The sequence below is a fragment of the Novosphingopyxis sp. YJ-S2-01 genome (assembly GCF_016093175.1).
GTDB lineage: Bacteria > Pseudomonadota > Alphaproteobacteria > Sphingomonadales > Sphingomonadaceae > Novosphingopyxis > Novosphingopyxis iocasae.
The window spans coordinates 2582688-2609398 of sequence record NZ_JAEDAI010000001.1 but is presented as its reverse complement, the minus strand read 5'-3'; the positions used below and the strand labels follow the sequence as shown (position 1 = coordinate 2609398).

Here is a 26711-nt window from a genome sequence, read left to right as displayed (position 1 = left end):
GATGTTATGGTTAGCTGGTTTAAAGAAAAAGCGCCGATCAGGAGGAAGTTTACTGCCCTCCTTTGTATCCATGGCTTCCTAGCTGCCATAGTCGCCGCTGCTGTTTTCGCTTCCATCCAGACCTGGATTTCGCCGGTTGCTGCGCTCGGCATGGCGATCGGAAGTTTGATCGCTCATATCGCCGTGGTCCTGGTCGCGAAGAAACTGATCTGCGATCCGTTTGTGGAGACGGTCGTGCGTATGGAGGGGCTGGCTGACGGTGATCTCACCAGTCCGGTCTTGCACACACAGCATGCGGACTGCGTGGGGCGCTTGACTAAGGCGATGGAGGTCTTTCGTGCCAATGCTGAGAAAGTAGAGGGTGCCGCTGAAATAGAGCAGGTCGTCAGCGTGCTCAGCGACGGTCTGCACAAGCTGGCCGACGGCAACCTCAGCTACCGCATCGAAGACGCGTTCCCTGGCGTGTATGAAGAATTGCGCACCAACTTCAATCAGGCTTTGATTTCGATGTCCGAAGTCATTTCGGCCGTGGTTGGATCGGCAGCCAACATCAATAATGGTGCCGCTGATATCCGGCACGCTTCGGACGATCTTTCGCAGCGCACGGAGCAACAGGCCGCCAGCCTTGAAGAGACCGCAGCGGCGATGGATCAAATCACCTCCACGGTGCGCGAATCCGCTCAGGACGCCAAGCGCGCCAACGAGGTGGTCGGTGCCACATGGACCGAAGCCGAAGAATCGGGCCATATCGTGCATCGTGCGGTCGAGGCGATGAACGGAATTGAACGCGCCTCCGCCGAAATCAACGACATCATTTCGGTGATCGACGGGATTGCCTTTCAGACCAACCTCCTGGCGCTGAACGCAGGGGTTGAGGCAGCACGGGCTGGCGACGCGGGCAAGGGCTTTGCCGTGGTGGCATCCGAAGTGCGGGCTCTGGCCCAGCGTTCGGCAGACGCTGCGAAGGATGTGAAGTCGAAAATCACTGCCTCCACCGAGCAGGTCGATTCCGGAGTGGCGCTGGTCAGCGAGACGGGTGCCTCGCTTGAGCGGATTATCGGCCGGATCAAGGAGGTCAGCGATCTGGTTTCTTCGATCTCGACATCGGCTGAGCAGCAAGCCAACGGCCTCCAGCAGGTCAATACCGCCGTTTCTGAAATGGACGGTGTGACGCAGCAGAACGCCGCCATGGTCGAGCAAGCCACCGCAGCGGCCAGAAGTCTGGCAGAGGAAGCGGACTCGCTTGCCCGCCAGGTTGCAGGGTTCCAGATCGAAACGAAGCCAGAACGCAGCGCGCCGTCTCCGGTGCATGCGCTTCAGGATCGGGCCGCCCGCCAGATGGCAAAGCCGGCGCTGACGGCGCGTGTCGTCGGGAACACTGCTTTGGCGCAGGACGACTGGTCCGAATTCTAGTCGCCCAAAACGACCCGCAGTCAGTCGCCTGTGTGCCCTGTAACCAGAGAACGCAAATGAGGGTTAATGCTTCGAACGGAAGGATCGAAGGAAGACTGAATTATCCCCCCAGAATGCCTAATTAGTATCACTTCGTACATAAAATGTAACGTAAACGGATTGTTTACGTGTCGGTCATATCGAGGTGTTCGATGTGGGGGGAAGTTGTCGCAAACGTCAAATTTGCGGGAGCACGGCAAATAAGGACAATACCATGCTGCGCTGGTTTAAAGAAAAAGCACCCATCCGGACAAAGTTCACCGCTCTTTTCTGGGTGCATATCGCCATTACGGCTTTCGTCGCAGCAACCGCATTCGGCATCGAATTCGGGTGGATCTCGGGAGAAGTGATGCTGGGCATCGCGTTTCTTGCAGTCGTTGCGCAAGCGACCGTGGTCTTAGTATCCAAAAAAGCGATCTGCGACCCTTATGTCGACACCGTGGAACGCATGGAATCCCTTGCCGCCGGTGATCTTTCAAGTCCGATTGCCCATCAGGACTACAAGGACTGCATCGGTCGCATTGCGCGGGCGATGGATGTTTTCCGTCTCAATGGCGAAAAGATCCAGACATCCAATGAGGCTCAGGAGCAGGTTGTCGACGCTCTCAGCGACGGTCTGCGCAAGCTGTCCGACAGCGATCTGACCTACCGCATCGAAACGCCGTTTCCGGAAGGCTATGATCAGCTGCGGAATTATTACAACGAGGCGCTGCAGTCGCTTACCGAAGTCATATCCGCGGTCATCGACGCTGCCAGCAGCATCAACAACGGTTCCGCCGATATCCGTCAGGCATCGGACGATCTGTCCCAGCGCACCGAACAGCAGGCCGCCAGCCTGGAGGAGACGGCCGCCGCCATGGATCAGATCACTTCCACGGTCCGCGAGGCGGCGCAGGATGCCACCCGGGCCAATCAGGTTGTTATCGAAACGCGCTCGGAGGCCGAACAGTCCGGCGACGTCGTGCAGCGCGCCGTAGAGGCCATGAACGGGATCGAGCGCTCTGCCGCGGAAATCAGCGAGATCATCTCGGTAATCGACGGTATCGCCTTCCAAACCAACCTGCTCGCATTGAACGCCGGCGTTGAAGCGGCGCGTGCCGGCGATGCGGGCAAGGGCTTTGCCGTGGTCGCATCCGAGGTTCGGGCCTTGGCGCAGCGCTCTGCGGATGCAGCCAAGGACGTGAAGTCGAAGATCACGGCGTCCACGGGGCAGGTGGATGCAGGCGTGCAACTGGTCAGCGAGACCGGCGCATCGCTGGAACGTATCATCAATCGGATCAAGGAAGTCAGCACCCTCGTTTCCTCGATATCGACCTCCGCAGAACAGCAGGCCAATGGTCTGCAGCAGGTGAACACCGCAGTGTCCGAAATGGACGGCGTGACGCAGCAGAACGCAGCCATGGTGGAAGAAGCGACGGCAGCTGCCCGCAGCCTGGCCGAAGAGGCAGATGTGCTTGCCCGTCAGGTTTCGCAGTTCCGGGTTTCTGGCTCTGCTCAGCGCGGCCCTGCCGCGTCTCCTGTGCACCAGTTGCAGGCGCGTGCCGCCCGTCAGATGGCCCAGCCGGCCGTAACGGCCCGGGTCGCCGGTAACACGGCCCTTGCCGATGACGATTGGTCCGAGTTCTGATCGCCGATTTTTCTATGTAGTCTCCCAAGGGACAGGACCATGAACCAACTCCTCCCAGCCACATTGAACAGCGCCGCATCCGGTTTGCTACGCTGCAACCTGAGGCAGGCCATCGGAAATGCCCAGCCGGTCATACTTTTGGCCGATCAGGTAGAGCAGATCGGTTTGGCGGGCCTGCAGGTCCTGCTTGCCGCGCGCAAGGCGGCTGGAGATGCGCGAGTGGAATTTCGCATCGATCAGCCGAGCGATGCGATGGTGAACATGGTCAAACTTTCCGGTCTGGACGTCTTGCTAGAACCTGCTGAAGAAGGGGCGAGCGCGTGAATATCGAGGAAATCCAGGCCATCTTCTTCCAGGAATGCGAAGAAGGACTGAACGAGATGGAAACGGCGTTCGCCGAAATCCGTCCCGACAGCTACGATGTTGAAACGATCAACACCGTGTTCAGGGCCGTGCACTCGATCAAGGGCGGGGCAGGGGCCTTCGGGCATGAGCGCCTGCAGGCGTTCACCCACGAATATGAGACCCTGCTGGACTATCTGCGCAACGGCACGCTGTCCCTGGACCAGTCCGTACTCGATACTGTCCTCGCGGCGTTCGATTTGTTGTCGGATCATGTCGCTGCGGCACGGGATGGACAGGAGGCACCTGCCGACGGGCCGATGCTCGAACGCCTCAAGCAGGCGGCGGATGTCAACGCGGCGGCAGCCGAGGCTCCTGCCGAGCCTGAGCCCGCTCAAGCCGAAGTGGCCCAGGAAGCGCCCGCCGCTGATGATGATTTCGATGATTTGATGGCGATGCTGGGCGGCCCCGCGTCCGCGCCGGAAGAAGCCGCCTCCGACGAAGCGCCGTTCGAGCCGATGACGGCTGAGCTGAACGATGCGTCGACAGCCGAGGTTGCGGGAGAGGCGGACTGGCGACTTTCGATGCGCCCCGCGCCGAACGCATTCGACAATGGCGGCGAACCGCTTTTGTTGCTGCGCGAGCTGGAGCGCCTGGGTGCGAAACTGCACGCAGTCGATTTGTCCGCCCTTCCGTCGCTGGACGCGATGGATGCCGAATGCTCCTATCTTGCCTGGCAGCTGAACATTCCCGGTGCGCTTTCGGAAGACGAGATCGTGGGCGTGTTCGATTTCACCGATGGCTATGGGCTGGAACTCCAGCGGATCGGAGAAATTTCGGACGATGCTGCAGCGCCTCAAACCGATCTGGCGTCCCCGTCCGCCGCCCTGGAGGAGCCGACACCTGCTCCGGCACCCGTAGCGGCCCCGGTGGCCGCCCCGGCACCGGTGCAGCCCGTCGCTGCGCAGCCCGCACCGGCGATGCAGGCGGTTCCGCCCGCTCCCGTTCCCGCGCCCACTCCGGCACCTGCGCCAAGCCAAGCGTCAGCGCCCGCCGCCACTGCGGCGCCGAGCGCGGCGGCTGCTCCTGCTTCCAGCGCACCCAAGGTGGCGGCTTCGCAGACCATTCGTGTGGACCTCGACCGGCTCGACAGGCTGGTCAATCTGGTCGGCGAGCTTGTGATCACGCAGGCCATGCTGACCCAGCGCCTCAGCGATTATGATCTGAACGGCATCGGCGAACTCAGCGATCTCGATCATCTGACGCGTGAGCTTCAGGAATCGACGATGGCGCTGCGCGCCCAGCCAATGCAGACGGTGTTCAGCCGCGTGCCACGGATCATCCGCGAACTGGAGGGCGAGACCGGCAAGCGTGTACGCCTCGAGATCGAGGGCGAGATGACGGAAGTCGACAAGACGGTTGTCGAGCGTATCGGCGAACCGCTAACCCACCTGATCCGCAACGCCGTGGACCACGGCCTGGAAAGCCCGGAAAAGCGCGTCGCCGCCGGCAAGTCGGCCGAAGGGGTCGTTCGGCTTTCGGCCGCGCACCAGTCCGGCCGGATCGTCATCACCGTCGCGGACGACGGCGCCGGTATCAACCGCGATCGGGTGCGGCAGCGCGCTGTCGAGCGCGGTATCGTCGCGCCGGATGCGGCATTGAGCAATGAGGAGATCGACAATCTGATCTTCGCACCGGGCTTCTCGACCGCCGAGACCGTGTCCAACATTTCGGGACGCGGTGTCGGAATGGACGTCGTGCGCCGCAACATTCAGGCGCTGGGCGGCCGCATCGGCATCCAGTCCAACGAGGGTACCGGATCCAGCTTCTCGCTCAGCCTTCCGCTCACGCTCGCTGTGCTTGACGGCATGATCGTGAAGGTCGGCGCACAGACGTTCGTGATCCCGCTAACTCATATCGTCGAGAGCCTGCGCCCGGAAGAGCGTGCCGTGAACGGCATCGGTCTGGACGCAGCGCTGCTGGACGTACGCGGACAGCATGTTCCGTTGCTGCGTGTTGCCCGCCAGCTGGGTATTCCCGATGGCGAAACCGATCCGCGCAGCGGCGTGCTGATTGTGGTTGACGGCGATCACGGCCCTGCCGCCCTCATGGTCGATTCCATCCAGGATCAGCGCCAGGTCGTCGTGAAGAGCCTTGAGGCGAACTACCGAGCCATCGACGGGCTGGCCGGCGCGACGATCCTGGGCGATGGCCGCGTGGCCCTAATCCTGGATATCGACACCTTGACGGCCCGCCGCCCCGCAAGTGCCGTACCCATGGAACTGGCCGCGTGAACGCGCTCGCTGCCATCAGCACGGATAGCAGACGGCGGGAGTTCGATTTCAGCCTGGAGGATCATCGTGCGATCTCCAAGCTTGCCTATAAGATCGCGGGCATCCTGCTGCCCGACAGCAAGGCGCAGATGGTCTACGGACGCCTTGCGCCGCGAGTGCGGGCGAACGGTCTTCAATCGGTCTCCGACTATCTGAAACTGATCGAACGTGATGAAACCGAGCGCGATCGCGCGATCGATATGCTCACGACGAACCACACCAGTTTCTTCCGTGAGAAGCACCATTTCGAACATTTCTCAGCGGAAGTGTGGCCCACGCTACTTGAACGGTTGCGGGCCGGCAAACGCGTTCGCCTGTGGTCGGCCGCCTGTTCCAGCGGGGAAGAGCCCTATACCTGGATGATGGCGATGCTGGGCGCGCAGCGCGCCGAGGCTGAGCGTATCCTGCAACTGGACCTGCGGATGCTCGCCACCGATCTTTCGGCCAGCATGCTCGATGTCGCGCGCGCCGGGATATATCCGCACGAAACGGTCAAACCCGTCCCCGAGCCGCTGGCCAAAAGCTGGCTGCAAAAAGCGGGAGATTCCATGCAGGTCGACCCCGCGCTGCGCGCGCCGATTTCGTTTCTTCCGCTCAATCTGCTTGGCGACTGGCCGATGCGCAGCAAGTTCGATGTGATCTGCTGCCGCAATGTGATGATCTATTTCGATGGTCCCACCAAGGCACGGCTGCAGGCCCGCATGGCGGATCAGCTGGAGCAGGGGGGAACGCTCTATATCGGGCATTCCGAACGGCTCGACGAGATCGTGGCCAGTCGCTTCGAATGCGTCGGCAACACCACTTATCGGAAAATTGCGCCATGACCGTACGTGCAGTCGTTATCGACGACTCCTTTGTCATGCGCAGCCTGGTCTCGCATACGCTGCAGCAGGACCCGGAGATCGAGGTGGTCGGTACGGCCTGCGACGTTACGTCCGCCCGCCAGATCATCAAGAGCCTGGATCCGGATGTGATCACGCTCGATGTGGAAATGCCGGGCATGGACGGTATCAACTTTCTGGAGCGGCTGATGCGGCTGCGGCCGATGCCGGTGGTGATGCTGTCCACGCTCACTTCGCGCGGTGCGGACGCCACCCTGGCAGCGCTGGAGCTGGGCGCATTCGACTGTGTCGACAAGGCAATCCTGAGCGACACCGGCAGCACCAGCCTGGCCGATACGGTGAAGGCTGCGGCCTCTTCACGGCGGCTTGCAAGCAGCGTCCAGAAACCCGCGCAGGTGGGCGACGCGTTCCGTCCGCGGTCCGACGCGTTGATCGCGATCGGGGCTTCCACGGGCGGCGTCGAGGCGCTGATCGAGCTGCTGCGCGGCTTCCCCGAAAATTGCCCGCCAACGATGATCGTGCAGCACATGCCCGCCACGTTCACAGCAAGCTTCGCCGCCCGGCTGGATCGGCTGTCCAAGCCCAAGGTGGAAGAGGCCAGGGCCGGGTCACCGTTGACGACCGGCAAGGTTTATCTTGCGCCCGGCGGCGAAAATCATCTGGAGATCGCCGGCGTCCCGGGGCGTTTTCATTGCCGTTTGGTGCAGGGGGACCGGGTGAGCGGTCACCGCCCGTCGGTCGACCGATTGTTCTCTTCCGTGGCGCGCTACGCCGGTGCCGCCGCGACGGGCGCCATTCTCACCGGAATGGGCGCGGATGGCGCCGTTGGGCTAAAGGCGATGCGCGATGCCGGGTCGGCCACGGTCGGCCAGGATCAGGCCACCTCGGTGGTCTACGGCATGCCCGCTGAGGCCCATCGCATGGGGGCCGTCACCACGCAGCTTCCGCTGAATAGAATTGCAGCGCAGCTGATGAAGGAATGTTCGGCATGACGAGCGGCGCTGAAACATCCTTTCGGTCCGTGAACGTATCGCAGGGAGAAACCCGCGTTTCCCGCGATCCCGAAATCGTGCTCACGACGTTGCTGGGAAGCTGCGTCGCGGCCTGTCTTTACGATCCGTTTGCGCGGGTGGGCGGGATCAACCATTATCTGCTGGCACACGGCAAGGTCGAAAACGCGGCTTCGATGCAGCGTTATGGTGTGCATGCCATGGAAATGCTGATCAACGAAATGATGGCCCATGGCGCCATGCGCAGCCGTATGAAGGCCCGGATCTTCGGCGGTGCCACGATGAACGCGCATTACAGCGATATCGGCGGGGACAATATCGCTTTCGCCCGCGTTTTTTTGAAGGCCGAGGGTATTCCGCTGGTGGGCGAAGATGTGGGCGGCAGTGCGGCACGCCGCGTCCAGTTCCGCGCTGCTCTGGGCCTCGCGCGATGCCGCAAGGTTGAGGATGTCCAGCTTTCCCGCGTTGCAGCGCAAGTCCCCACTCCACCCGCAAAGCCGGTTTCCATCGGCGATGTCGAACTTTTCTGATGAATGCCGTCAAGGAGCTAGCCCGTGCAGAAGTCCATTCTAACCGTCGATGATTCGCCCAGCATGCGCATGCTGCTGCGCGCTGCGCTTGACGATCTCGGCTATCATGTGATCGAAGCCGAAGATGGCATCGACGCTCTGGAAAAGCTGGGCAGCATCAAGCCGGACGTCATGATCACCGATATCAACATGCCGCGCCTGGATGGTTTCGGGCTGATCGAGCGCGTGCGCGGCGAAGGCGAGCGGGAGATGCCCATTCTGGTGCTGACCACCGAAAGCTCCGACGAGAAGAAACAGCGCGCGCGCAATGCCGGTGCCACCGGCTGGATCGTCAAGCCGTTCGATCCCGAAAAGCTGGCCTCCGCGCTTCGCCGCGTGATGCATTGAGCCGATTGAAGAGGACATCTAAAATGAGCCGCCAACTTATCACCTTTCAGCTGAGCGATCAGGTGCTCGGTATCGATATCATGGCCATTCGGGAAATCCGCGCATGGTCGCCCGCAACGCCGCTTCCCAACGTTCCGGAATATGTCCGCGGCGTGGTGAACCTTCGCGGCGTCGTACTGCCGGTGCTGGACCTGCGCCATCGGCTGAACTGGGGCACGACCGATACCACCGCGCGCCATGTGATCATCGTTGTCCAGATCGGCGAGCAGCTTCAGGGAATCATCGTCGATGCGGTTAATGACATCGTTACCGTTAGCGAGGATGGTCTGCAGCCATTGCCCAACATGGGCGACACCATCGCCGCCAGGTTCCTCGAAGGTCTCGTCAACATCGACGAACGTCTGATCCTCGTATTGTCGCTCGAGCGTCTCGTCGAGCAATTGCCGCACGGTGCGGCATCCCATCCGGAGTAAGTTTCATGGCCCGCACCAAAGTCCTTGTCGTCGACGACTCGCTTACCATGCGCGCGCTATTGTGCGGCGCGCTAGAGCGTGTGCCGGGCGTGGAGATTGTCGGGCTGGCGGACGGCGCTGCCGAAGCCCGTGAGATGGTCCAGTCGCTCAAGCCGGAAGTGATGACGCTCGATATCGAGATGCCCGGAATGAGCGGCCTCGAATATCTGAAGGAGATCATGGAGAACAAGCCGATGCCGGTGATCATGTTCTCCACCCGCACGACCGATGGCGCATCCGAATCGATCGAGGCCCTGCGCCTCGGCGCCGTCGCCTGTCTGCCCAAACCCAAGGTTGCCGCGCCCAAGGAGCTGGACGCGATTATCGCCAAACTGGGCAAGATTATCGGCACCGCGAAGAACGCACGGCTGCCCACCGTTGGCGGTGCGAAAAGCACGGGCAAATCCGCGCCCATCAACTGGAACGGCCGCCTGACGGTTGTCGGTGCCGATGCATCGGGCACGCAGTCGCTGTTCAACCTCTTCGAGCAGATGCCCGAAGACTGCCCGCCCATGCTGGTCGTACAGCATCTCGAGCCGGGGATGGTGCAGGGGATGGCCGAGAAGCTCGACAGCCAGATTGCGCCGCGCGTCCTGGTTGCCGATGCCGATATGCCGATTGAAAAAGGCACGATCTATTTTGCACCTCAGGGAGAGGCCCACATGGTCGTTTCAGCTTGGCCCGATGGGCAGTTGAAGCTGCTGCCGCGCGATCCCGTGGCTGGCGAGCGCCCGTCGATTTCGCTGCTCTTTGCGTCAGCCGCCAAGGCTGCCACGGTCGATACCGTGGGTCTGTTGCTGTCCGACAGCGATGACGCCAAAGGCGGCGCGAACGCGATCTCGGGCGTGCGCGGACATTGCATCTCGGCCAATGCGGGCGGCGGATACACGCTGGAACGCGGCTTTGCATCGCAGGAAGTCAAGCCCGCGGACCTGACCAAAACGCTGACCGGACTGCTATCCAAATGAGCTATATGGAACCCATTAGGGCAGAACTTAGCTCCGAAGATGCGCTGCTCGATATCGTGCTGGCGGAGGAGCTGGTGAACATTACCCGGCTGCTCGGCAATCTGGCCTATGATTTGGGCAGCGATCCGGAAACGCTGCGAAGGCACATGAAGAGCTTGCAGAAGATCGATCACATCACACAGATGCAGCTCGCAATCGCCCAGATGCTGCGTTCACGCGAACCGGCGAGCGAGCGGATCGCGGCGGTTACGCTACAGGACATGGCGACCCGGCTTTCGGACATGCTGGAGAAATTGAAGGCAGGCGAAAGCCCCCTTCATATAGCTTGAACGGCGCGGACATTGTCGGTGCGGTTCCGGAAAGGCGCGCGCCCTCTTGCGCAAGTGCGCGCAACTTGCCAAATCCCGTCCTGACATGGCCGCGAACGTTCATCTGCTGAAACCGGGCCGTGCGGCCTCCCTGGAACCGATGATGGCGCTTGTCGCCAGCGACATGAATCGCGTGAACAGCGTGATCCTGGATCGCATGCAATCGGACATTCCGTTGATACCGGAACTGGCCGGGCATCTGATCGCGGGCGGCGGCAAGCGGCTGCGTCCCATGCTGACGCTCGCCTGCGCGGCGCTGCTCGATTATCCGGGAGACCGGCATCACAAGCTCGCCGCCTCGGTGGAGTTCATCCACACCGCGACGTTGCTGCATGATGATGTCGTTGACGGGTCGGACATGCGCCGGGGCAAGACCGCCGCGAACCTGATTTTCGGCAACCCGGCAGCCGTTCTGGTCGGCGACTTCCTGTTTTCGCGCAGCTTCGAGTTGATGGTCGAGGACGGCTCGTTGAAGGTGCTCAAGATTCTCAGCAATGCCTCTGCCGTCATCGCCGAGGGCGAGGTGGATCAGCTTACTGCGCAGCGCCAGCTGGCGACGAGTGAGGAGCATTATCTCGATATCATCGGCGCGAAGACGGCTGCGCTGTTCGCCGCCGCTTGCCGCATCGCCGCGGTGGTGGCCGAGCGCGACAATGCCGTGGAAGAGGCGCTGGATCGCTACGGGCGCAATCTCGGCGTTGCCTTCCAGCTGGTGGACGACGCGATCGATTACGCATCCGATAGCGCCACCATGGGCAAAGGCGTCGGCGATGATTTCCGCGACGGAAAGATCACGCTTCCCGTGATCCTCGCCTTTGCGCGCGGTGACGCCGAAGAGCAGGCGTTCTGGCGTGAGGCGATGGCAGGGCGGCGCGTCTCCGATGAAGATCTCGCCCATGCAACCCGGCTGATCGAACGGCACGATGCCATTTCGGACAGCATCGACCGGGCGCGTCATTACGGCCAGCGCGCGATCGACGCCATCGCGCCGTTTCCGGCAGGGCCGGCCAAATCGGCGCTCACCGAGGCGGTGGAGTTCGCGATCAGCCGCGCCTATTAGGCGCCGGACATGAACGACATCGCTGCCACCCACCCCGCCGGATCGTTCCGGCGCGAAGGCCTCATGACGCTGCGCCTCGCACTGCCGCTGGTCGTCGGCAACCTCGCGCAGGCGGCCATCAACACCACCGATGTGGTAATCCTCGGACGTTACGACGTCGATGCGCTGGCCGCGGCGGCGCTCGGCGTGAACCTCTATTGGGTGTTCGGCGTGTTCTGCATGGGGCTCGTCACCGCCGCCTCTCCGCTGATCGCGGCGGAATATGGACGGCGCGCGAACAGCGTGCGCGATGTGCGCCGCACGGTGCGCCAGGCGATCTGGGCCTCCGCCGCCATCTGTGTGCCCGTCTGGGCGATCCTTTGGAATGCGGAGGCCATCTTTCTCGCGCTCGGCCAGACCGCCGATCTTTCCGCCGCCGCCGCGCCGTTCGTGCGTATCGCGATGTGGGGGCTGTTCCCCTGGCTCGTTGGCCTGATCCTGCGCTATTACGTTACGGCGCTGGAGCGCCCGATGTGGGGCGTCTACATCATGGCGGTGGGGCTGATCTTCAATGCGATTGCCTGCTGGGCGCTGGTGTTCGGTCATCTGGGCCTGCCCGAACTCGGCCTGGAGGGCGCGGCGATCGCGAACGCACTGTCGCAGCTCGTCCTCGGCCTCGGCGGCGTGCTGGTGGTGACCGGTGTACGCCGCTTCCGCCGTTATCGCCTCTTCGGCAATTTCTGGCGGCCCGACTGGCCGCGCTTTCGCGCCATCTTCGCCGTGGGCCTGCCGATCGCCTGCACCTATGCGATGGAGGTGACCGTGTTCTCCGCCGCGGTGTTCCTGATGGGCCTGATCGGCCGCGCCTCGCTCGCAGCTCATAGCGTTGCCATCCAGATCGCCGCGCTCGCCTTCATGGTACCGCTGTCGATCGGGCAGGCGGCGACGGTGCGCGCGGGCATCTTCCACGGGCGGCGTGACCCCGCGGGCCTGTCGCGCGTCGGCAAGGTGGCGCTGGCGCTGGGTCTTGCCTCGGCGGCCTTCTCCTCGGCGCTGATGTGGCTGATCCCCGGTCCGCTGGTCGGGCTGTTCGTGCAGCCCGTAACGCCGGAGGATGCCGAGGTGTACCGCCTCGCCGTTGCCTTCCTCGGCGTAGCTGCGCTGTTCCAGCTGGTCGATTCGCTGCAAGCCGTGGGCGCGGGGCTGCTGCGCGGCATCCAGGACACGCGCATACCGATGGTCTTCGCGGCGCTGGGATACTGGGCGATCGGCTTCGCGCTGGGCTGGTTCCTGGCGTTCCATGCAGGCCTCGACGGGGTCGGCGTGTGGCTCGGCCTCGCGGGCGGGCTCGCGGCGACGGCGGTGCTGATGTGCGGACGCTGGTTCCTGCGCGAAAGGCTCGGCCTGACGGCGAGCGAGGCGTGAGCGCGCTGCCGATCGAGGCGGTGCTGCCCGATCTGAAGGCGGCGCTGCGCGCGGGCAGCAATGCCGTGCTGGTCGCGCCGCCGGGGGCCGGCAAGACGACGATGACGGCGCCCGCACTGCTCGGCGAGGACTGGTGCAAGGGCGAGATCTGGCTACTCAGCCCGCGCCGGCTGGCGGCGCGCGCAGCGGCGGAACGCATGGCGGAGCTTGCCGGAGAACCGGTGGGGCACACCATTGGATACGCCACCCGCATGGACACGAAGCGCTCCGCAAGCACGCGCATCCTGGTGCTGACCGAGGGGATTTTCCGCAATCGCATCATCGCCGATCCGGAGCTGACCGGCATCGCCGCCGTGCTGTTCGATGAGGTGCACGAGCGCAGCCTGGATAGCGACTTCGGCCTTGCGCTCGCGCTCGAAGCACAAGGCGCGTTCCGGCCGGACCTGCGCCTCCTTGCCATGTCGGCCACCCTCGACGGTGCGCGCTTCTCCGCGCTGATGCATGGCTGCCCGGTGATCGAGAGCGAGGGGCGCAGCCATCCGCTGGAGCTGATCCATATCGGCCGCCGCGCCGAGCGCCGGATCGAGGACGAGATGGCGGGCACGGTGCAGCGCGCGCTGGCCGAGCGCGACGGCGACCTGCTCGCCTTCCTGCCGGGCGTTGGCGAGATCGAGCGGACGGCGGAGCGCCTCGCCGAGCGGCTGCCTGCCAGCGTCCGCGTGCTGCCGCTCCACGGTTCGCTCAATCCGGCGGAACAGCGCGCGGCGATCCGGCCCGATCCGGAGGGGCGGCGCAAGGTGATCTGTGCCACCAGCATTGCCGAGACCAGCCTCACCATCGACGGCGTGCGCATCGTGGTCGACAGCGGCCTCGCGCGGCGGCCCCGCTTCGACCAGGCGGCGGGCACACCGCGCCTCGTTACCGAGCGGGTGAGCCGGGCGGGCGCAATCCAGCGCGCAGGCCGCGCGGCGCGGCAGGCGCCGGGAACGGCATACCGGCTGTGGGAGGAGGCGGCGACCGGCGGGCTGATCCCGTACGACCCGCCCGAGATACTGGAGAGCGACCTCGCGCCGCTGGTACTGGACTGCGCCAAGTGGGGCGAGGCCGACGTGGCTGCACTGCGCTGGCTCGATCCGCCGCCCGCCGCGGCGTTGCGCCAAGCGCGCAAGGCGCTGCAGGCCATCGATGCGCTGGGCGACACCGGCCACATCACCGCCCATGGCGAGACGCTGGCCGCGCTGCCGATGCCACCGCATCTGGCGCACATGCTCGTCATCGCGGGCGCGCATGGCCAGGTGGAGGAGGGCGCACGCGTCGCGGTGCTTTGCCAGGAGCGCGGACTGGGCGGGCGCGGCGAGGACCTGGAGGCGCGGCTGCAGCGCTGGCGAGGCGAACGCGGGCGTAAGGCGGAGGCGGCGCGCGGACTCGCCAAGCGATGGGCGGCGCTCGTGCCGGCAGGGCAGGGGGAGAGGCTGTCGATCGGCGCGCTGGTGGCACTTGCCTTCCCGGACCGCGTGGCGCGCAGGCGGGGGAGCGACGGGGCGGAGTGGATCGCGGCGGGCGGGCGCGGCTTCCGGCTCGATCCGGCATCGCCTCTGGCCCGCCACGCATGGCTCGCCGTGGCCGACGTGCAGGGTGCGGCGGGTGGGGCGCGCATCCTTTCCGCCGCGCCGGTGGAGGAGGATGAGCTGCGGCGGCTTTTCGCGGGGCGCATCGAGACGCGTCGCACCGTGCGTTTCGATGCCAAGGCTGGCCGCATAGAGGCGCTGCGCGAGGAGCGGCTGGGCGCGATCGCGCTCAGGCGCGGGCAGGACGATTCGCCCGATCCGCAGGCGGTGCGCGATGCGCTGTTGGAGGCAGTGCGGACCCACGGCCTCGGGCTGTTGCCCTGGGGCGCGAAGGCGCAGGCGCTGCGCCGCCGCGCGGCCTTCGCCGGATCGGAGGCGCTGACCGAGCCTGCGCTGCTGGAGGCGCTGGACCAGTGGCTGGAGCCACTGCTGGACGGCGTCACCCGCTTCGAGGCGGTGGACCGCGGGGCGCTGCACGGCGCGCTAGAGGGGCTGCTGGGCTGGGACGAGAGCCAGCGCATCGCCGCCGCCGCGCCGCCCGAGTTCACGACGCCTGCGGGCACCACCCACGCCATCGACTATGCCGCCGAGGCGGGGCCAACGGTGGAGGCGCGGGTGCAGGCCTTCTACGGTCTGTCCGAGCATCCTGTGGTGGGCCGCCCGCCGGTGCCGCTGGTCCTCTCCCTGACCAGCCCGGCAGGCCGCCCGGTGCAGACGACGCGCGATCTGCCCGCCTTCTGGCGCGGCAGCTGGGTGGACGTCGCCAAGGACATGCGCGGGCGCTACCCCAAGCACCATTGGCCCGACGACCCGGCCAGCGCCGTGGCGAGCTTGAAGACCAAGCGCGCTCAGGCGCGCGGGGGTTAGCTTCACACGGCTTCACACTGTCCTGAGCGGGAAAGTGGGCCAGAGCGGGAAAGTGAAGGCGCCGGAATGCCCTAATTCCATTTTGTCATTGCGAGGAGCCGGAGGCGAGGCGGCAATCCAGGGCGGATGCAGCGCTGCGCACGCCCTGGATTGATTGACCTGCGGTCGCCTGCGGCCCGCTTCGCTCGCAATGACGTAAGGAGAGGCGGAGCGCTTTGCATCCCACCACGCTGCCGACCGATCTCCTACATTGCCAGAACAAACACCGAACTCGCACCCGCCGCGCCCGATCCATCTTGATTTTGCGCCGCGCCGGGGGCAGGGAAAAACCATGACCGCCCGCATCTATCAGCGCCCCAAAAGCGCCATGTCCTCCGGCCGCGCGCTTACCGACCGCTGGATTCTGGAATATGATCCGGCCGAGGCGAAGCGCCCCGATCCGCTTACCGGCTGGGCCGGTTCGGGCGATACCAAGCAGCAGCTCACGCTGCGCTTCCCCAGCTGCGAGGCGGCCAAGGCCTATGCCGAAAAGAACGGCATCGAGGCGCATATCGTGCCGACGCCCACCAAGACGCTGAAAATTCAGGCCTACGCCGACAATTTCCGCTGATCGCGCTGCGGCCTGCGCTGCGCTCTGCGATCACGAATGCAGCGTCCGGGCGCGCGATGCGTTGCCGGGTGCATGACCGAAACCATCGAACACTTGCGCGAGGAAATGCGCCGCGCCGCCGCGGATGACGATTTCGAGCGGGCCGCGCGCCTGCGCGACCGGATCAATCTGCTGCGCGGCGGCGCCGATGGCGAGGACGTCGCCAAGGCGGATACCAGCGGCATCGCGCGGCAGAAGCCGGGCGCCATGGGCCTGGGCACCAGCCGGCAGAGCGTTTCCCCGCCCGAGGGCTGGAAGCCCCCCAAAAAGCCCGATCCGATGACGAGCGGTCGCAGCAAACGGCGCGGCGGGAAATAGCTGGATCACCAGGCCGCTACCCCCCCCCGGCTCCGCTGTTTATTCGATCCGGAAATCCAGCAATGTGAAGCGCGCGGGGCCCGTGGCGTAGACGCCGTGGCCGCGACCGCCGTCCGATCCGAAGGTGAGGCCGACATTGTCGACATCGGCCAGCGCACGTTCGAACATGGCGGGATTTTGCGCGGCCTTCTTTCCGTAGACCGAACCCCAGTCGCCGTCCAAATCCACGCTCATCTCGTAAACGCCGGGCTTCAGCGGTTTGACGGTGGACGCCGGCGCATACCAGCGGAAGAAATCATAGGGGCCCTTCGCCCGCCAATTGTCGCCGCGCCGCTGGAAATAGAGACCGACGGTGGCTGTCTTGTCGGGATATTCCTGCGGCACGAAGCGGGTGCCGGGCGCGGCGTCGATGCGATAGCGCGCTACGATGCGCCGCGCGCCTTCGAGCGAGCGCACCCGCCGCGTGACATAATGGATCTCGCCGGGCTGCCGCGGATCGGGAAAGGCGACCGACCAGCCCTGCCGCGTGCGCGTCGGGTGGAGCGGCATGTTGATCGAGTAATTCTTGCGGTCGATGATTGGGCCGATGGTCCACTCGCTCGCCGCCTCGCGGCCTTGCGCCTGCGCCGGGGTGGCAGCGGACGGGACGAGGGCGATGCCCGTTCCGGTGACGGTGAGGGCGACAGCGCCGATGAGCCAGCTTTTCATGATGGTTTCCCCTTGATGTCGAACGGTCATGTCGGGGAACCATCGTTCAGCTTTCTTTTACTTGAGCTGAACATCCCACTTGCCATCCAGCATGTGCGGCGCGTTCAATCGATCCAGTCGGCCATCAGCAGGCTCATCACGCGCACGTCGATAGCGACGCCGCGCGCGCGGGCGGCGGCCACGAAATCCTCCACTCGGCCGAGCGGTACGCGGTGGACGGTGATGTCTTCGGACCCGACGCCGCCGCCTTCGCCGATCCGCGTCAATCCGTGGGCGCGCACCAGCGTGAAGCTTTCGCTCATCATGCCGGGGGAGGAGAAGAATTCGCCCAGCGATACCAGCTCGTCCGCGCGGTAGCCGGTTTCTTCCTCCAGCTCGCGCGCGGCGGCTTCCAGCACGTCCTCGTCGCCGGAGTCCTCATCGCCGACGAGCCCGGCGGGCAGTTCCAGACAAGGCTTGCCGAGCGGCACGCGAAACTGCTCGACCAGCAAGATCTCGCCCTCGTCCACCGCCAGGATGACGGCGGCGCGGATGCCGCGCGGGCGGCCGACATATTCCCACGTGCCGCGCTGGCGCACGATGATATAGTCCCCCTCCCACTGCGTGCTTTCGGGCTCTTCCATCATCTGTTCGTTCATGGATCCGGCGCTCATAATTCGATCAGGCGGTCCGGCAATTCATTGGGATTGCCTTCGCTCTTGGGGAAATGTTCGGCCAGGATCGCGCCGACCTGCTCCACCGCGGCGATCATGCCTTCGGCGGGGCGATCTTCCTTCACCTGGTCGATCAGCGCGGCCATCGCCTCGGCCCATCGGGCGGGCTCCACCTTGTCGGCAATGGCGCTGTCCGCGACGATTTCGGCGCGGTGCTCCATGGTCGAAAGATAGAGGAGGATGCCGGTGCGCCCGTCGGTGCGGCTTTCGGTGCCCACGCGGAACAATTGCACCGCGCGCGCACGGACGCGGTCTTCCTTCACATTGGGGGGCGTGAGGAACAGCCGCAGGTTCATATTTTCCAGCATCAGCGTCGCGACGAAATAGAGGAACACTGCCGTCGCCGCGATCGCGGTGAGGAGGGCTGCCGGGCTATAATCCTGGGACCAGCCGCTGCTGACCAGCTCCATCGCGCCGCGCCAGAAACCGGGCGCGATGGGAAGAGCGATGAGGAAAAGGAGGGCCATCGCCGCCGCCCAGCGGCTGGAAATGTCCTGATAATGATCGGACAATTCGCTGACGATGGTCACGATCTCGCCGTCGCTATGCCGCTCGGCGTTCGACACGGCATCGCTGATCCTACGATGGTCCTCGGCGGAGAGCTGAATGGTTCTGGCCATCACCAGCCCCCCGATGCGCCGCCGCCGCCGAAGCTTCCGCCGCCGCCGGAGAAGCCTCCGCCGCCAAGGCCCCCACCGCCGCCGAAGCCGCCCCCGCCGAAGCCGCCGCCGCCATGGCGCCCACTATCGCCCATGCCGCTGAGCATGCCCCACAGGATCACATCGCTCATCCCCGCGCCGCGGCGATAGCGCGAACGGCGTCCGCGCCCGCCTGCAATCAGCGGACCGATGAACATGAAGGCGAAGAAGCCCAGCCAGATCAGGCCCGCCCAGGGGAAGCCGCCTTCCTGACGCTTGCGCGCCTGCGCATCGGCCGCGGCCACGCGCTTGCGCGCTTCCTCGGGCGGCAGTTCGAGCTGGCTGGCGATGGCTTTGACGCCGGCCTGGATGCCGCCCGGATAGTCCCCGTCGCGGAATCTGGGGATGATCGCGCCCTGCACGATGGTGCTGGCCAGCGTGTCGGTCAGCACCGGTTCCAGGCCGTAGCCGACTTCGATGCTCACCTGCCGCTCCTCCGGCGCAACGAGCAGAAGGACGCCGTCATTATTCTCTTTGCTGCCGATGCCCCAGGTGCGGCCAAGCTGATAGCCGAAATCCTCGATCGGATAGCCTTGCAGGCTGGGCACGGTGGCGACCACGACCTGACGCCCGGTACGCAGCTCGAGCGCGGCGAGTTGCTGCGTCAGCGACACCTCGTCGGCATCGCCGAGAATGCCCGCCTGATCGACCACGCGGCCGGTGAGCTTGGGAAAGTCCTGTGCCGCAGCGGGGGTGAGGGCGACAAAGAACAGCGCGAAAAGGAGCAGGAACCGCGCCGCCAGCCCCTGTGCTGCGGCGGAGAGGTGTCCTTCCCCCACCCGGGGGGAAGGATTGCTGTTTGCTTTGCCCATCAGCTCTTGCCAAAGACTTCCGGGGCTTTTTCCGCGCCGGCGTCGGCCTCGAACGGCACCAGCGGCTCGGCGCCGTGGATGATCTTCGCGCCGATGATGTCCGGGAAGGTGCGGATGGTGGTGTTATATTCGCGCACCGCCTCATTATAATCGCGCCGGGCGATGTTGATGCGGTTCTCCGTGCGCTCCAGCTCGTTCTGCAGAGCCAGGAAGTTCTGGTTGGACTTGAGGTCCGGATAAGCCTCGAAGCTCGCCAGCAGACGGCCGAGGGACTGGCCGAGCTGTCCTTGCGCCTGCGCGAAATTCTGCAGCGCCTGCGGATTGTCCAGATCGTCGGCGTTCACCTGCACCGATGTGGCGCGGGCGCGGGCCTCGGTCACTTCGGTCAGCACGTTGCGCTCCTGCTCGGCATAGCGCTCGGCGGTGTTGGCGAGATTGGGGATGAGGTCGGCGCGGCGCTGATAGGCGGCCTCCACATCGGCCCAGCGCGCCTTGGCGTTCTCTTCGGCGGTCGGCACGCTGTTGATGCCGCAGGCGGATAGCAGGCCGGCGGCCAGCGCGGCGATCAGCAGCCTGGGAAAAAGTTTCGGAAGGGCAGGTCGCATGGATCGTCCTTTCGTGGAAATGCGTTGGGCCCATCTAATCGCAAAGACCCATGGCCCGCCACCGCCAATCGACAAGCGGCGGCCGGGGCGGCATAAACATATGACAGAATTTCAGCAGGGAGACCCGAATGTTCGCCGAGTTCAAGAAATTCGTCCTGCGCGGCAATGTGCTCGATCTGGCGGTGGCCGTGATCATCGGCGCCGCGTTCGGCAAGATCACCACGTCATTGACCGAGGACGTCATCATGCCGGTGGTCGGCGCGATCTTCGGCGGCTTCGATTTCTCCCGCTATTTCATTCAGCTCGGCCCCGTGCCGGAGGGGTATAAAGGATCGCTCACCAACTATGCCGAGCTGAAGGACGCGGGCGTGCCGCTGCTGGGATATGGCCAGTTCGTCACGGTGACGATCAACTTCCTGATCCTGGCCTTCATCATCTTCCTGCTGATGCGCAGCGCCAACAAGATCATGTCCGAGTTCGAGAAGAAGGACGAGGCAACGGCCACGCCGGGCCCGAGCGAGGTGCAGCTGTTGAAGGAAATCCGCGACGAGCTGAAAAAGCGCAACGCGGCCGATACGCCCCCGGCCTGACCTGACCTAGTCCCGGTAAGCTTCGCCCATCGCGCGGATCGCAGCGACCTTGGCGGTGAGCGGGGCCCAGTCGTCGTCCTCGGCGATGCGTGCCCAGACCGCCTCCACCTCCTCGATATGCATCGAGCAGGGCTCGCCCGACCAGTAGGCGTGGGTGCGGGCCCGCGCCGGTTCGTAGGCGGCGGCGCGGGTGCGGAAATCGGCGAAAGCGTCGCCCGCATAGGCCGGATCGTCCAGCTGCGGGCGGCCCATCCAGTCGAAGAAGAACCGGTCGATCAAGACGCCGCTTTCGGTCAGCGCCTTTTCGGCTGCGGCGACAAGGTGCAGATCCTCCTCGCTTCCCCGTGCAGCGAAGCCCAGCCGCCACAGGAACTGGGGAACGAAATGCTCCCGGTAGCGGTCCGGGAAGCGATCGAACGCGCCCTTCAGCGGGTCCGATTCGCCGATCAGCGTCAGGCATCCCGCCAGCTGCGCCAGGTTCCAGTGGATCGCCTCGGCCTGCCGCCCGAAGGCATAGAGCCCGCCTTCATCGAAATAGGCGGCGGTGAAGCCCGGCGTCCATTTCGGGGTGAAGCGCCAGGGGCCGTAATCGAAGCTTTCGCCGGTGATGTTGATATTGTCGCTGTTCAGAACGCCGTGGACGAAGCCCGCCACGGTCATCCCCGCCGCCTGCCGCGCACAGGCGTCGACCGCGCGTTCGAGCAGCGCGGCACCGGGATCGTCCACCTCCGGCGCGCCGTAATATTGGTCGAGGCAGTAGCGCGTCAGCTGCGCCACGAAATCCTCGTTCCGCTCGAACGCGGCGCGCTGGAAGGTGCCGATGCGGATATGGCTGTGCCCCAGCCGCACGAGCACGGCGGAGCGGGTGGGCGAGGGCTCGTCCCCGCGGTGCAGCTGTTCGCCGGTCTCGATCAGCGAAAAGGTTTTGGACGTCTCCACGCCCAGCGCCTCCAGCATTTCCGTCGCCATGATCTCGCGCACGCCGCCCTTCAGCGTCAGCCGCCCATCACCGCGGCGGCTGTAGGGCGTGGTGCCCGATCCCTTGGTGGCGAGATCCAGCAGCCGCCCTTCGCCGTCGCGCAGCTGCGCGAACAGAAAACCGCGCCCGTCGCCGATTTCCGGATTGTACACGCGGAACTGGTGCCCATGATAGCGCATCGCCAAGGGCTGCGGCAGATTGTCCGGCAGCGGCGCGAACCGCCCGAAATGGCGCACCCACTCTTCGTCCGACAGGCTTTCCAGCCCGACCGCGGGTGCCCAGCGATCGTTGCGAAAGCGCAAGACGGTTTCGGGAAAGTCGGCCGCCGTCACCGGATCGCCGATCGCATCGCCAAGACTGGCGATTTGAACGTCGGGCCTATAGGGAGCGGGTTTCGGTTCAATCACATCCATGCCCTGCGAACTGGGCATGGCCGGGGAGAATGGCAAGCATGGCCGCATATTCGGACGGCTACTGGTGGTCGCGCGACGGGCTTCGGCTCCACTATCGGGATTATGGCGCCAACAGCGCGCTGCCGCCGGTGATCTGCCTGCCGGGCCTTACCCGCAACGCGCGCGATTTCGAGGATCTCGCCGCGCATCTGGCGCCGGGCCGCCGGGTGATCTGCCCGGAATATCGCGGGCGGGGCGAAAGCGCCTATGCCAAGGACGTGATGACCTACATGCCGCTCAGCTACATGCAGGATATCGAGGCACTGCTGGAGGAGCTGCACGTCACGCGCTTCGCCGCCATCGGCACTTCGCTGGGCGGGATCGTATCGATGCTGCTCGCCTCCACCTGGCCCAAGCGCGTGGAGGGCGTGGTGTTGAACGATGTCGGCCCGGAAATCGCGCCCGAGGGGCTGGCGCGCATCCAGGGCTATGTGGGTGAGGGGCGCAGCTTCGACAGCTGGGCCCATGCCGCCCGCGCGCAGGAGGAATTGAACGGGGAAATCTACCCCGCCTGGCAGCTGGCCGACTGGATCCGCTTTGCCAAGCGCACGCACAAGCTGAACGCCAAGGGCCGCGTGGTGCAGGATTACGACACGCGCATCGCCGAACCGTTCGAGGTGCCGGGCAGCGCCACCGGCGTCGATCTCTGGCCCGCGCTAAAGGCCATGGTGGACATTCCCGTGCTGATCGTGCGCGGCGAAAACAGCGATATCCTGTCGCCCGCAGTGGGGGAGCGGATGCTGGACATGCTGCACAATGCGCGGCTGGAAACCGTGCCCGGCATCGGCCATGCGCCGACGCTGGACGAGCCGCCGGTCCGCCGCGCGATCGACGGCTTCCTGGCGCGCATATCGGCGGACAGCGCCGCTTCATGAGCCGTCCCGTCCGGCTGCTCCACTGCCATGGAAGTTTCGATCTGGGCGGCAAGGAAGCGCGCACCGCGCGGCTGATGAACCGCTTCGGTGCGGACGCCGTCCATGTGGTGCTGGCCGCCAATGGCGAATTCGGCGCGCGCAAGGCGATCGATCCCGCCGTCCAGGTGGACTTTCCGGACGATGCGCCTTCGCTGGCGGGCAAGCCCGGGCTCGGCCGCTATCGGCGGATCGGCGCCTATATGAAGCGCTTCGATCTGGTGCTCAGCTATAATTGGGGATCGATGGACGCGGTAATGGCGAACACGCTGCTCGGTTCCTCCATGGGCCTGCCGCCGCTGGTGCATCACGAAGACGGTTTCAACGCGGACGAGGCGGAGCGGCTCAGCCGCAAGCGCAACTGGTTCCGCGCGCTGGCGCTGACGCGGGCCAAGGCACTGGTTGTGCCCTCGGTACGGCTGGAACAGGTCGCGCAGTCCGCCTGGCACCAGAGTGCAGACAAGATCCACCGCATCGCCAACGGCATCGATACCGATCTGTATGAAAAGAAGCCGCAGCGCGGGGCGATCCCCGGCTTCAAGCCGGCGCGCGGGGCGGTGACGGTGGGCACCATCGCAGGCCTTCGGCCTGTGAAGCGGCTCGACCGACTGGTGCGCGCGGTCGGTGCCGCCGGGGACGGCATCAGGCTCGTCATCGTGGGGGAGGGGCCGGACAAGGACCGGATCGCGGCCGAGGCGGCTTCGCTGAACATGACGGACCGCCTGTTGATGCCCGGCTTTCTGGATCGCCCGTACCGCTTTGCCGGGCTGTTCGATATCTTTGCGCTGTCTTCGGATAGCGAGCAGTTTCCGATCTCGGTGGTCGAGGCGATGGCCGCGGGCCTGCCCGTCGCCGCGCCCGCGGTGGGCGATATTGCGGATATGGTGAGTGCGGCGAACGCGCCCTTCATCACCCCGCCGGGCGACGAGACCGCGCTGGCGCAGGCGATCGCTACGCTTGCCGCCGATCCCAAGAAACGCGCGAGCGTGGGGGAGGCAAACCGGGCCAAGGCGCAGGCGCAATATAATGAGGACCGGATGGTAGCGCGCTATCGCCTGCTATACGCATCGGCGATGGGGCGGCCGGACTTCGCGCAGGGCTATTGAAGAATAGCGGCACGGCAGCTGCGTCCCTGGGGCCGGGCGGGTCGTTTCTCTTTTTGCGGGACATCGCGGCGCGATTGCCCTAGCCCGGCGCGAAATTTGCGTTTTGAGTATGGCAGCCCATGTTCGATGAGGGATCGGGCAATGGGGCCCGCCGACGGGAGAGCTAAGTACAGTGTTCAAGGGTCTGAAACCCATTCAATATGCCGGGCGCGAAGTCTGGCCGCTGATCGAAGGCGGCAAGGGCGTCTCGGCCACCAACCATGCCTCCTCCGGCGCCTGGGCGGCGGCCGGCGGCATTGGCACCGTGTCCGCGGTGAACGCCGATAGCTATGATGAGGACGGCAATGTCATCCCCCAGGTCTATGAAGGCCGCACGCGGACCGATCGCCATCAGGAGCTGATCGATTACGCGATCGAGGGCGCCGTCGCGCAGGTCGAGCGTGCGCACGAGATTGCGGGCGGCAAGGGCGCGATTAACATCAACGTCCTGTGGGAAATGGGCGGCGCGGAAGCGGTGCTCCAGGGCGTGCTGGAACGCACCAAGGGCAAGGTGGCGGGCGTCACCTGCGGCGCGGGCATGCCGTACCGGCTGAGCGAAATCGCCAAACAATATGGCGTCTATTACCTTCCCATCGTCAGTTCCGGCCGCGCCTTTCGCGCGCTGTGGAAGCGCGCCTATCACAAGGTGCCGGAGCTTCTGGGTGCGGTGGTCTATGAAGACCCCTGGCTTGCGGGCGGCCATAACGGTCTCTCCAATGCCGAGGACCCGACCAAGCCCGAGGATCCGTTCCCGCGCGTGAAGCAGCTGCGCGAAATGATGCGCAAGGAAGGGATTTCGGACGATATTCCGATCGTGATGGCTGGCGGCGTCTGGTTCCTGCGCGATTGGAACGACTGGATCGACAATGACGATCTGGGCAAGATCGCCTTCCAGTACGGCACGCGCCCGCTGCTGACGAAGGAAAGCCCGATCCCGGACATCTGGAAGGATGAGCTGACCAAGATCGAGGAGGGCGACGTGCTCCTCCACAAGTTCAGCCCCACCGGTTTCTATTCCAGCGCGGTGAAGAACCCCTTCCTGCGCTCGCTACAGGGCCGTTCGGAGCGCCAGATTCCGTTCAGTACGGAGAAGGCGGGCGAGCATACCCATCAGCTCGACGTGGGCGTGAAGGGCAAGAACTTCTGGGTGGCCGCAGGCGACCTGCTGCGCGCGCGTGAATGGGATGGCCAGGGCTTCACCACGGCGCTTAAGACACCGGACAACACGCTCGTCTTCGTGACGCCCGAAGAGCGCGCGATGATCCGCAAGGACCAGGCCGACTGCATGGGCTGCCTGTCGCATTGCGCCTTTTCCAGCTGGAAGGACCACGACAATTATTCGACCGGGCGGCTGGCCGATCCGCGGTCCTTCTGCATCCAGAAATCGCTGCAGAACATCGCGCACGGTGCCGATCCGCACGAGAACCTGATGTTCGCAGGGCATGCGGCCTATAATTTCAAGACCGATCCTTTCTATTCCAACGGCTTCGTGCCGTCGGTGAAGGAACTCGTCGACCGTATCCTGACGGGAGACTGAGCGAATTTACGCAGTGGCGGGGTCGAGGCCGTGGGCCTCCTCCTCGCCGCTGACGCGCATCGGCAGCGCGGCCGAGACGGCATAGCCCAGGATCAGGGTAGCGAAGGCGGTCCAGATCGTGACCGCGCCGATGGCGACCAGCTGGATGACGAGCTGCGATCCGATCCCTGCGCCCTCGGCATAGCCCACGCCGTCGAAGGCGGCGGCGGAGAGGACGGCGGTGAGGATCACGCCGACAATTGCGCCGATGCCGTGGACGGCGAACACACCCATCGCATCGTCGATCCCCAGCTTGCTTCGCACCAGCGCCAGCATGAAGCGGCTGGCGGGCGCGACGGCCAGACCCAGGATCAGCGCGCCCAGTGGGCCGATCGATCCGGCGGCGGGGCTTGCGGCGACGAGGCCCGCGATGGCTCCCATGGCGAAGCCGGATGGAGTGACGCGGCCAAATGCGCGCCGGTCCAGCGCGGCCCAGACGAGCGCGGCAACCGATGCACTAAGATGCGTGTTGATGATCGCGCTGCCCGCGCCGAGGTCGGTCGCAGCGAAATCGGAACCGCCGACAAGGCCCAGCCATCCGATCCAGACGAGGCCGAGCCCGCCGAACGCGACCAGGGCCGACGATCCCTCGCGCGGCTGCTCGGCCAGCTTGCGCCGCCCGATCATCAGCGCGGTAACCAGCCCCGCGACGCCCGCGCTGAGATGGACGGTGAGGCCGCCCGCATAATCGATCACGCCCATGTCCTGCAGCCAGCCGCCGCCCATCACCCAGCGCGCGATCGGCGCGTAGACGATCAGCGACCAGAGACCCGCAAACGGCACCACCCAGCCGAAGCGCGCACGCTCCGCTACCGCGCCCAGCAGGATCACCGGCGCCAGCACGGCGGGCAGCATCTGGAACAGCGCAAACACGATCTCGCCGATCGATTGCCCATTGCGCACGGCCAGCGTGTCCGCCAGCATGATGTTGGCCGCAGACCCGATCCAGTTGCCGCCGTTCGCCGAAAAGGCGATCGAATAGCCGATCAGGATCCACAAGGTCGAAACCACCGCCAGCACCGCGCCAGTCTGAAGCGCTATGGTCAGGCTGTTTCGCGGGGCCACGCGTCCGGCGTAGAACAGCGCGAAGCCGGGAATGATGGTGGCCAGCGCGAACAAGCTGGCTGCCAGCACCCAGGCGGTGTTGCCGGTATCAGTCAGCACCTCCGGCCCCTGCGCCGCTGCGGGCGCGGCGAGCAGTGCGGCGGCGAGGGGGATCAGCTTGAGAGCGCGCATGGACCGGCCTTGATAACGAGAGAATTCGCTCGCCGGTCTAGCGCGCGAG

Annotated in this window: 27 protein-coding genes; 20 read left to right on the top strand and 7 right to left on the bottom strand. The window is 65.2% G+C overall.

Annotated elements, in window-relative coordinates; translation table 11 throughout:
• Window positions 1-6: 6 nt before the first annotated feature.
• The 16 genes from I6A82_RS12760 to I6A82_RS12685 all read left to right on the top strand — a co-directional run bounded on the left by I6A82_RS12760 (window position 7) and on the right by I6A82_RS12685 (window position 16237).
• Window positions 7-1413 carry a methyl-accepting chemotaxis protein gene (locus tag I6A82_RS12760; protein ID WP_198095183.1) on the top strand — a complete coding sequence of 469 codons (1407 nt, stop codon included), beginning with the start codon at window positions 7-9 and terminating at the stop codon, window positions 1411-1413.
• Between the two features lie 253 nt (window positions 1414-1666).
• A complete protein-coding gene (locus tag I6A82_RS12755) occupies window positions 1667-3079 on the top strand; it encodes a methyl-accepting chemotaxis protein (protein ID WP_198095632.1) in 1413 nt (470 codons plus the stop codon).
• A 39-nt stretch (window positions 3080-3118) separates the two neighbouring features.
• Window positions 3119-3403: an STAS domain-containing protein gene (locus I6A82_RS12750; RefSeq protein WP_198095182.1), complete on the top strand. Its 285-nt coding sequence runs from the start codon at window positions 3119-3121 to the stop codon at window positions 3401-3403.
• Window positions 3400-5715: a chemotaxis protein CheA gene (locus tag I6A82_RS12745; protein ID WP_198095181.1), complete on the top strand. Its 2316-nt coding sequence runs from the start codon at window positions 3400-3402 to the stop codon at window positions 5713-5715. The genes I6A82_RS12750 and I6A82_RS12745 overlap by 4 nt, the downstream gene beginning before the upstream one ends.
• On the top strand, window positions 5712-6578 hold the full coding sequence (locus tag I6A82_RS12740; protein WP_198095180.1) for a CheR family methyltransferase: 867 nt from the start codon (window positions 5712-5714) through the stop codon (window positions 6576-6578). The genes I6A82_RS12745 and I6A82_RS12740 overlap by 4 nt, the downstream gene beginning before the upstream one ends.
• A complete protein-coding gene (locus I6A82_RS12735; RefSeq protein ID WP_198095179.1) occupies window positions 6575-7588 on the top strand; it encodes a protein-glutamate methylesterase/protein-glutamine glutaminase in 1014 nt (337 codons plus the stop codon). The genes I6A82_RS12740 and I6A82_RS12735 overlap by 4 nt, the downstream gene beginning before the upstream one ends.
• Window positions 7585-8136: a chemotaxis protein CheD gene (locus I6A82_RS12730; RefSeq protein WP_198095178.1), complete on the top strand. Its 552-nt coding sequence runs from the start codon at window positions 7585-7587 to the stop codon at window positions 8134-8136. Before I6A82_RS12735 ends, I6A82_RS12730 begins: the two co-directional genes overlap by 4 nt.
• A 24-nt stretch (window positions 8137-8160) precedes the next feature.
• Window positions 8161-8523 carry a response regulator gene (locus I6A82_RS12725; protein WP_187336721.1) on the top strand — a complete coding sequence of 121 codons (363 nt, stop codon included), beginning with the start codon at window positions 8161-8163 and terminating at the stop codon, window positions 8521-8523.
• 23 nt (window positions 8524-8546) lie between these two features.
• Window positions 8547-8996, top strand: coding sequence for a chemotaxis protein CheW (locus tag I6A82_RS12720; protein WP_187336720.1), 450 nt, complete (start codon window positions 8547-8549; stop codon window positions 8994-8996).
• A 5-nt stretch (window positions 8997-9001) separates the two neighbouring features.
• Window positions 9002-10003, top strand: coding sequence for a chemotaxis protein CheB (locus I6A82_RS12715; protein ID WP_198095177.1), 1002 nt, complete (start codon window positions 9002-9004; stop codon window positions 10001-10003).
• 5 nt (window positions 10004-10008) lie between these two features.
• Window positions 10009-10332: a hypothetical protein gene (locus I6A82_RS12710; RefSeq protein ID WP_198095176.1), complete on the top strand. Its 324-nt coding sequence runs from the start codon at window positions 10009-10011 to the stop codon at window positions 10330-10332.
• An 85-nt stretch (window positions 10333-10417) separates the two neighbouring features.
• Complete coding sequence (locus tag I6A82_RS12705) at window positions 10418-11431, top strand: polyprenyl synthetase family protein (RefSeq protein ID WP_198095175.1); 1014 nt, start codon at window positions 10418-10420, stop codon at window positions 11429-11431.
• A gap of 9 nt (window positions 11432-11440) precedes the next feature.
• Window positions 11441-12835, top strand: coding sequence for an MATE family efflux transporter (locus I6A82_RS12700; protein ID WP_198095174.1), 1395 nt, complete (start codon window positions 11441-11443; stop codon window positions 12833-12835).
• On the top strand, window positions 12832-15270 hold the full coding sequence (hrpB, locus tag I6A82_RS12695; protein WP_198095173.1) for an ATP-dependent helicase HrpB: 2439 nt from the start codon (window positions 12832-12834) through the stop codon (window positions 15268-15270). Before I6A82_RS12700 ends, hrpB begins: the two co-directional genes overlap by 4 nt.
• Window positions 15271-15601: 331 nt before the next feature.
• Entirely contained in the window at window positions 15602-15880 is a 279-nt protein-coding gene (locus I6A82_RS12690) for an ETC complex I subunit (RefSeq protein WP_198095172.1), read from the top strand.
• Between the two features lie 72 nt (window positions 15881-15952).
• Entirely contained in the window at window positions 15953-16237 is a 285-nt protein-coding gene (locus I6A82_RS12685) for a UvrB/UvrC motif-containing protein (RefSeq protein WP_198095171.1), read from the top strand.
• A 39-nt stretch (window positions 16238-16276) separates the two neighbouring features.
• Here I6A82_RS12685 and I6A82_RS12680 read toward each other — a convergent pair whose 3' ends face one another.
• From I6A82_RS12680 to I6A82_RS12660, 5 genes are all read right to left on the bottom strand, one after another.
• Complete coding sequence (locus I6A82_RS12680) at window positions 16277-16945, bottom strand: hypothetical protein (protein ID WP_232343444.1); 669 nt, start codon at window positions 16943-16945, stop codon at window positions 16277-16279.
• 104 nt (window positions 16946-17049) lie between these two features.
• On the bottom strand, window positions 17050-17583 hold the full coding sequence (locus tag I6A82_RS12675) for an NUDIX hydrolase (protein ID WP_198095169.1): 534 nt from the start codon (window positions 17581-17583) through the stop codon (window positions 17050-17052).
• An 11-nt stretch (window positions 17584-17594) separates the two neighbouring features.
• A complete protein-coding gene (locus tag I6A82_RS12670; protein ID WP_198095168.1) occupies window positions 17595-18278 on the bottom strand; it encodes a TPM domain-containing protein in 684 nt (227 codons plus the stop codon).
• A complete protein-coding gene (locus I6A82_RS12665) occupies window positions 18278-19168 on the bottom strand; it encodes a TPM domain-containing protein (protein WP_198095167.1) in 891 nt (296 codons plus the stop codon). Before I6A82_RS12665 ends, I6A82_RS12670 begins: the two co-directional genes overlap by 1 nt.
• Window positions 19168-19773, bottom strand: coding sequence for a LemA family protein (locus I6A82_RS12660; RefSeq protein WP_198095166.1), 606 nt, complete (start codon window positions 19771-19773; stop codon window positions 19168-19170). The genes I6A82_RS12665 and I6A82_RS12660 overlap by 1 nt, the downstream gene beginning before the upstream one ends.
• Before the next feature lie 128 nt (window positions 19774-19901).
• Here I6A82_RS12660 and mscL point away from each other — a divergent pair, with 128 nt between their 5' ends.
• Window positions 19902-20363: a large conductance mechanosensitive channel protein MscL gene (gene mscL, locus I6A82_RS12655; RefSeq protein ID WP_198095165.1), complete on the top strand. Its 462-nt coding sequence runs from the start codon at window positions 19902-19904 to the stop codon at window positions 20361-20363.
• A gap of 6 nt (window positions 20364-20369) precedes the next feature.
• Here the strand turns inward: mscL and I6A82_RS12650 are convergent, their stop codons facing one another.
• Window positions 20370-21746, bottom strand: a complete 1377-nt coding sequence (locus I6A82_RS12650) for a protein adenylyltransferase SelO family protein (RefSeq protein ID WP_332310989.1) — start codon at window positions 21744-21746, stop codon at window positions 20370-20372.
• 47 nt (window positions 21747-21793) lie between these two features.
• Between I6A82_RS12650 and I6A82_RS12645 the strand changes: the two genes are divergently transcribed.
• From I6A82_RS12645 to I6A82_RS12635, 3 genes are all read left to right on the top strand, one after another.
• The gene (locus I6A82_RS12645) at window positions 21794-22669 is read left to right on the top strand and encodes an alpha/beta fold hydrolase (RefSeq protein ID WP_198095164.1); all 876 of its coding nucleotides are present in this window, start codon (window positions 21794-21796) and stop codon (window positions 22667-22669) included.
• The gene (locus I6A82_RS12640; RefSeq protein WP_198095163.1) at window positions 22666-23811 is read left to right on the top strand and encodes a glycosyltransferase family 4 protein; all 1146 of its coding nucleotides are present in this window, start codon (window positions 22666-22668) and stop codon (window positions 23809-23811) included. The genes I6A82_RS12645 and I6A82_RS12640 overlap by 4 nt, the downstream gene beginning before the upstream one ends.
• A gap of 172 nt (window positions 23812-23983) precedes the next feature.
• Complete coding sequence (locus I6A82_RS12635) at window positions 23984-25387, top strand: NAD(P)H-dependent flavin oxidoreductase (RefSeq protein WP_198095162.1); 1404 nt, start codon at window positions 23984-23986, stop codon at window positions 25385-25387.
• 6 nt (window positions 25388-25393) lie between these two features.
• On the opposite strand, the gene I6A82_RS12630 is transcribed toward I6A82_RS12635, so the two are convergent.
• Entirely contained in the window at window positions 25394-26662 is a 1269-nt protein-coding gene (locus I6A82_RS12630; RefSeq protein WP_198095161.1) for an ammonium transporter, read from the bottom strand.
• Between the last annotated feature and the right edge of the window lie 49 nt (window positions 26663-26711).

Excerpts from the sequence above, each read along its gene's own strand:
- I6A82_RS12760 (WP_198095183.1), top strand. The coding sequence starts at position 7 with ATGGTTAGCTGGTTTAAAGAAAAAGCGCCGATCAGGAGGAAGTTTACT.
- I6A82_RS12755 (WP_198095632.1), top strand. The coding sequence starts at position 1,667 with ATGCTGCGCTGGTTTAAAGAAAAAGCACCCATCCGGACAAAGTTCACC.
- I6A82_RS12750 (WP_198095182.1), top strand. The coding sequence starts at position 3,119 with ATGAACCAACTCCTCCCAGCCACATTGAACAGCGCCGCATCCGGTTTG.
- I6A82_RS12735 (WP_198095179.1), top strand. The coding sequence starts at position 6,575 with ATGACCGTACGTGCAGTCGTTATCGACGACTCCTTTGTCATGCGCAGC.
- I6A82_RS12730 (WP_198095178.1), top strand. The coding sequence starts at position 7,585 with ATGACGAGCGGCGCTGAAACATCCTTTCGGTCCGTGAACGTATCGCAG.
- I6A82_RS12720 (WP_187336720.1), top strand. The coding sequence starts at position 8,547 with ATGAGCCGCCAACTTATCACCTTTCAGCTGAGCGATCAGGTGCTCGGT.
- I6A82_RS12715 (WP_198095177.1), top strand. The coding sequence starts at position 9,002 with ATGGCCCGCACCAAAGTCCTTGTCGTCGACGACTCGCTTACCATGCGC.
- I6A82_RS12710 (WP_198095176.1), top strand. The coding sequence starts at position 10,009 with ATGGAACCCATTAGGGCAGAACTTAGCTCCGAAGATGCGCTGCTCGAT.
- I6A82_RS12705 (WP_198095175.1), top strand. The coding sequence starts at position 10,418 with ATGGCCGCGAACGTTCATCTGCTGAAACCGGGCCGTGCGGCCTCCCTG.
- I6A82_RS12700 (WP_198095174.1), top strand. The coding sequence starts at position 11,441 with ATGAACGACATCGCTGCCACCCACCCCGCCGGATCGTTCCGGCGCGAA.
- I6A82_RS12690 (WP_198095172.1), top strand. The coding sequence starts at position 15,602 with ATGACCGCCCGCATCTATCAGCGCCCCAAAAGCGCCATGTCCTCCGGC.
- I6A82_RS12685 (WP_198095171.1), top strand. The coding sequence starts at position 15,953 with ATGACCGAAACCATCGAACACTTGCGCGAGGAAATGCGCCGCGCCGCC.
- I6A82_RS12680 (WP_232343444.1), bottom strand. The coding sequence starts at position 16,945 with ATGAAAAGCTGGCTCATCGGCGCTGTCGCCCTCACCGTCACCGGAACG.
- I6A82_RS12675 (WP_198095169.1), bottom strand. The coding sequence starts at position 17,583 with ATGAACGAACAGATGATGGAAGAGCCCGAAAGCACGCAGTGGGAGGGG.
- I6A82_RS12670 (WP_198095168.1), bottom strand. The coding sequence starts at position 18,278 with ATGGCCAGAACCATTCAGCTCTCCGCCGAGGACCATCGTAGGATCAGC.
- I6A82_RS12665 (WP_198095167.1), bottom strand. The coding sequence starts at position 19,168 with ATGGGCAAAGCAAACAGCAATCCTTCCCCCCGGGTGGGGGAAGGACAC.
- I6A82_RS12660 (WP_198095166.1), bottom strand. The coding sequence starts at position 19,773 with ATGCGACCTGCCCTTCCGAAACTTTTTCCCAGGCTGCTGATCGCCGCG.
- mscL (WP_198095165.1), top strand. The coding sequence starts at position 19,902 with ATGTTCGCCGAGTTCAAGAAATTCGTCCTGCGCGGCAATGTGCTCGAT.
- I6A82_RS12645 (WP_198095164.1), top strand. The coding sequence starts at position 21,794 with ATGGCCGCATATTCGGACGGCTACTGGTGGTCGCGCGACGGGCTTCGG.
- I6A82_RS12640 (WP_198095163.1), top strand. The coding sequence starts at position 22,666 with ATGAGCCGTCCCGTCCGGCTGCTCCACTGCCATGGAAGTTTCGATCTG.
- I6A82_RS12630 (WP_198095161.1), bottom strand. The coding sequence starts at position 26,662 with ATGCGCGCTCTCAAGCTGATCCCCCTCGCCGCCGCACTGCTCGCCGCG.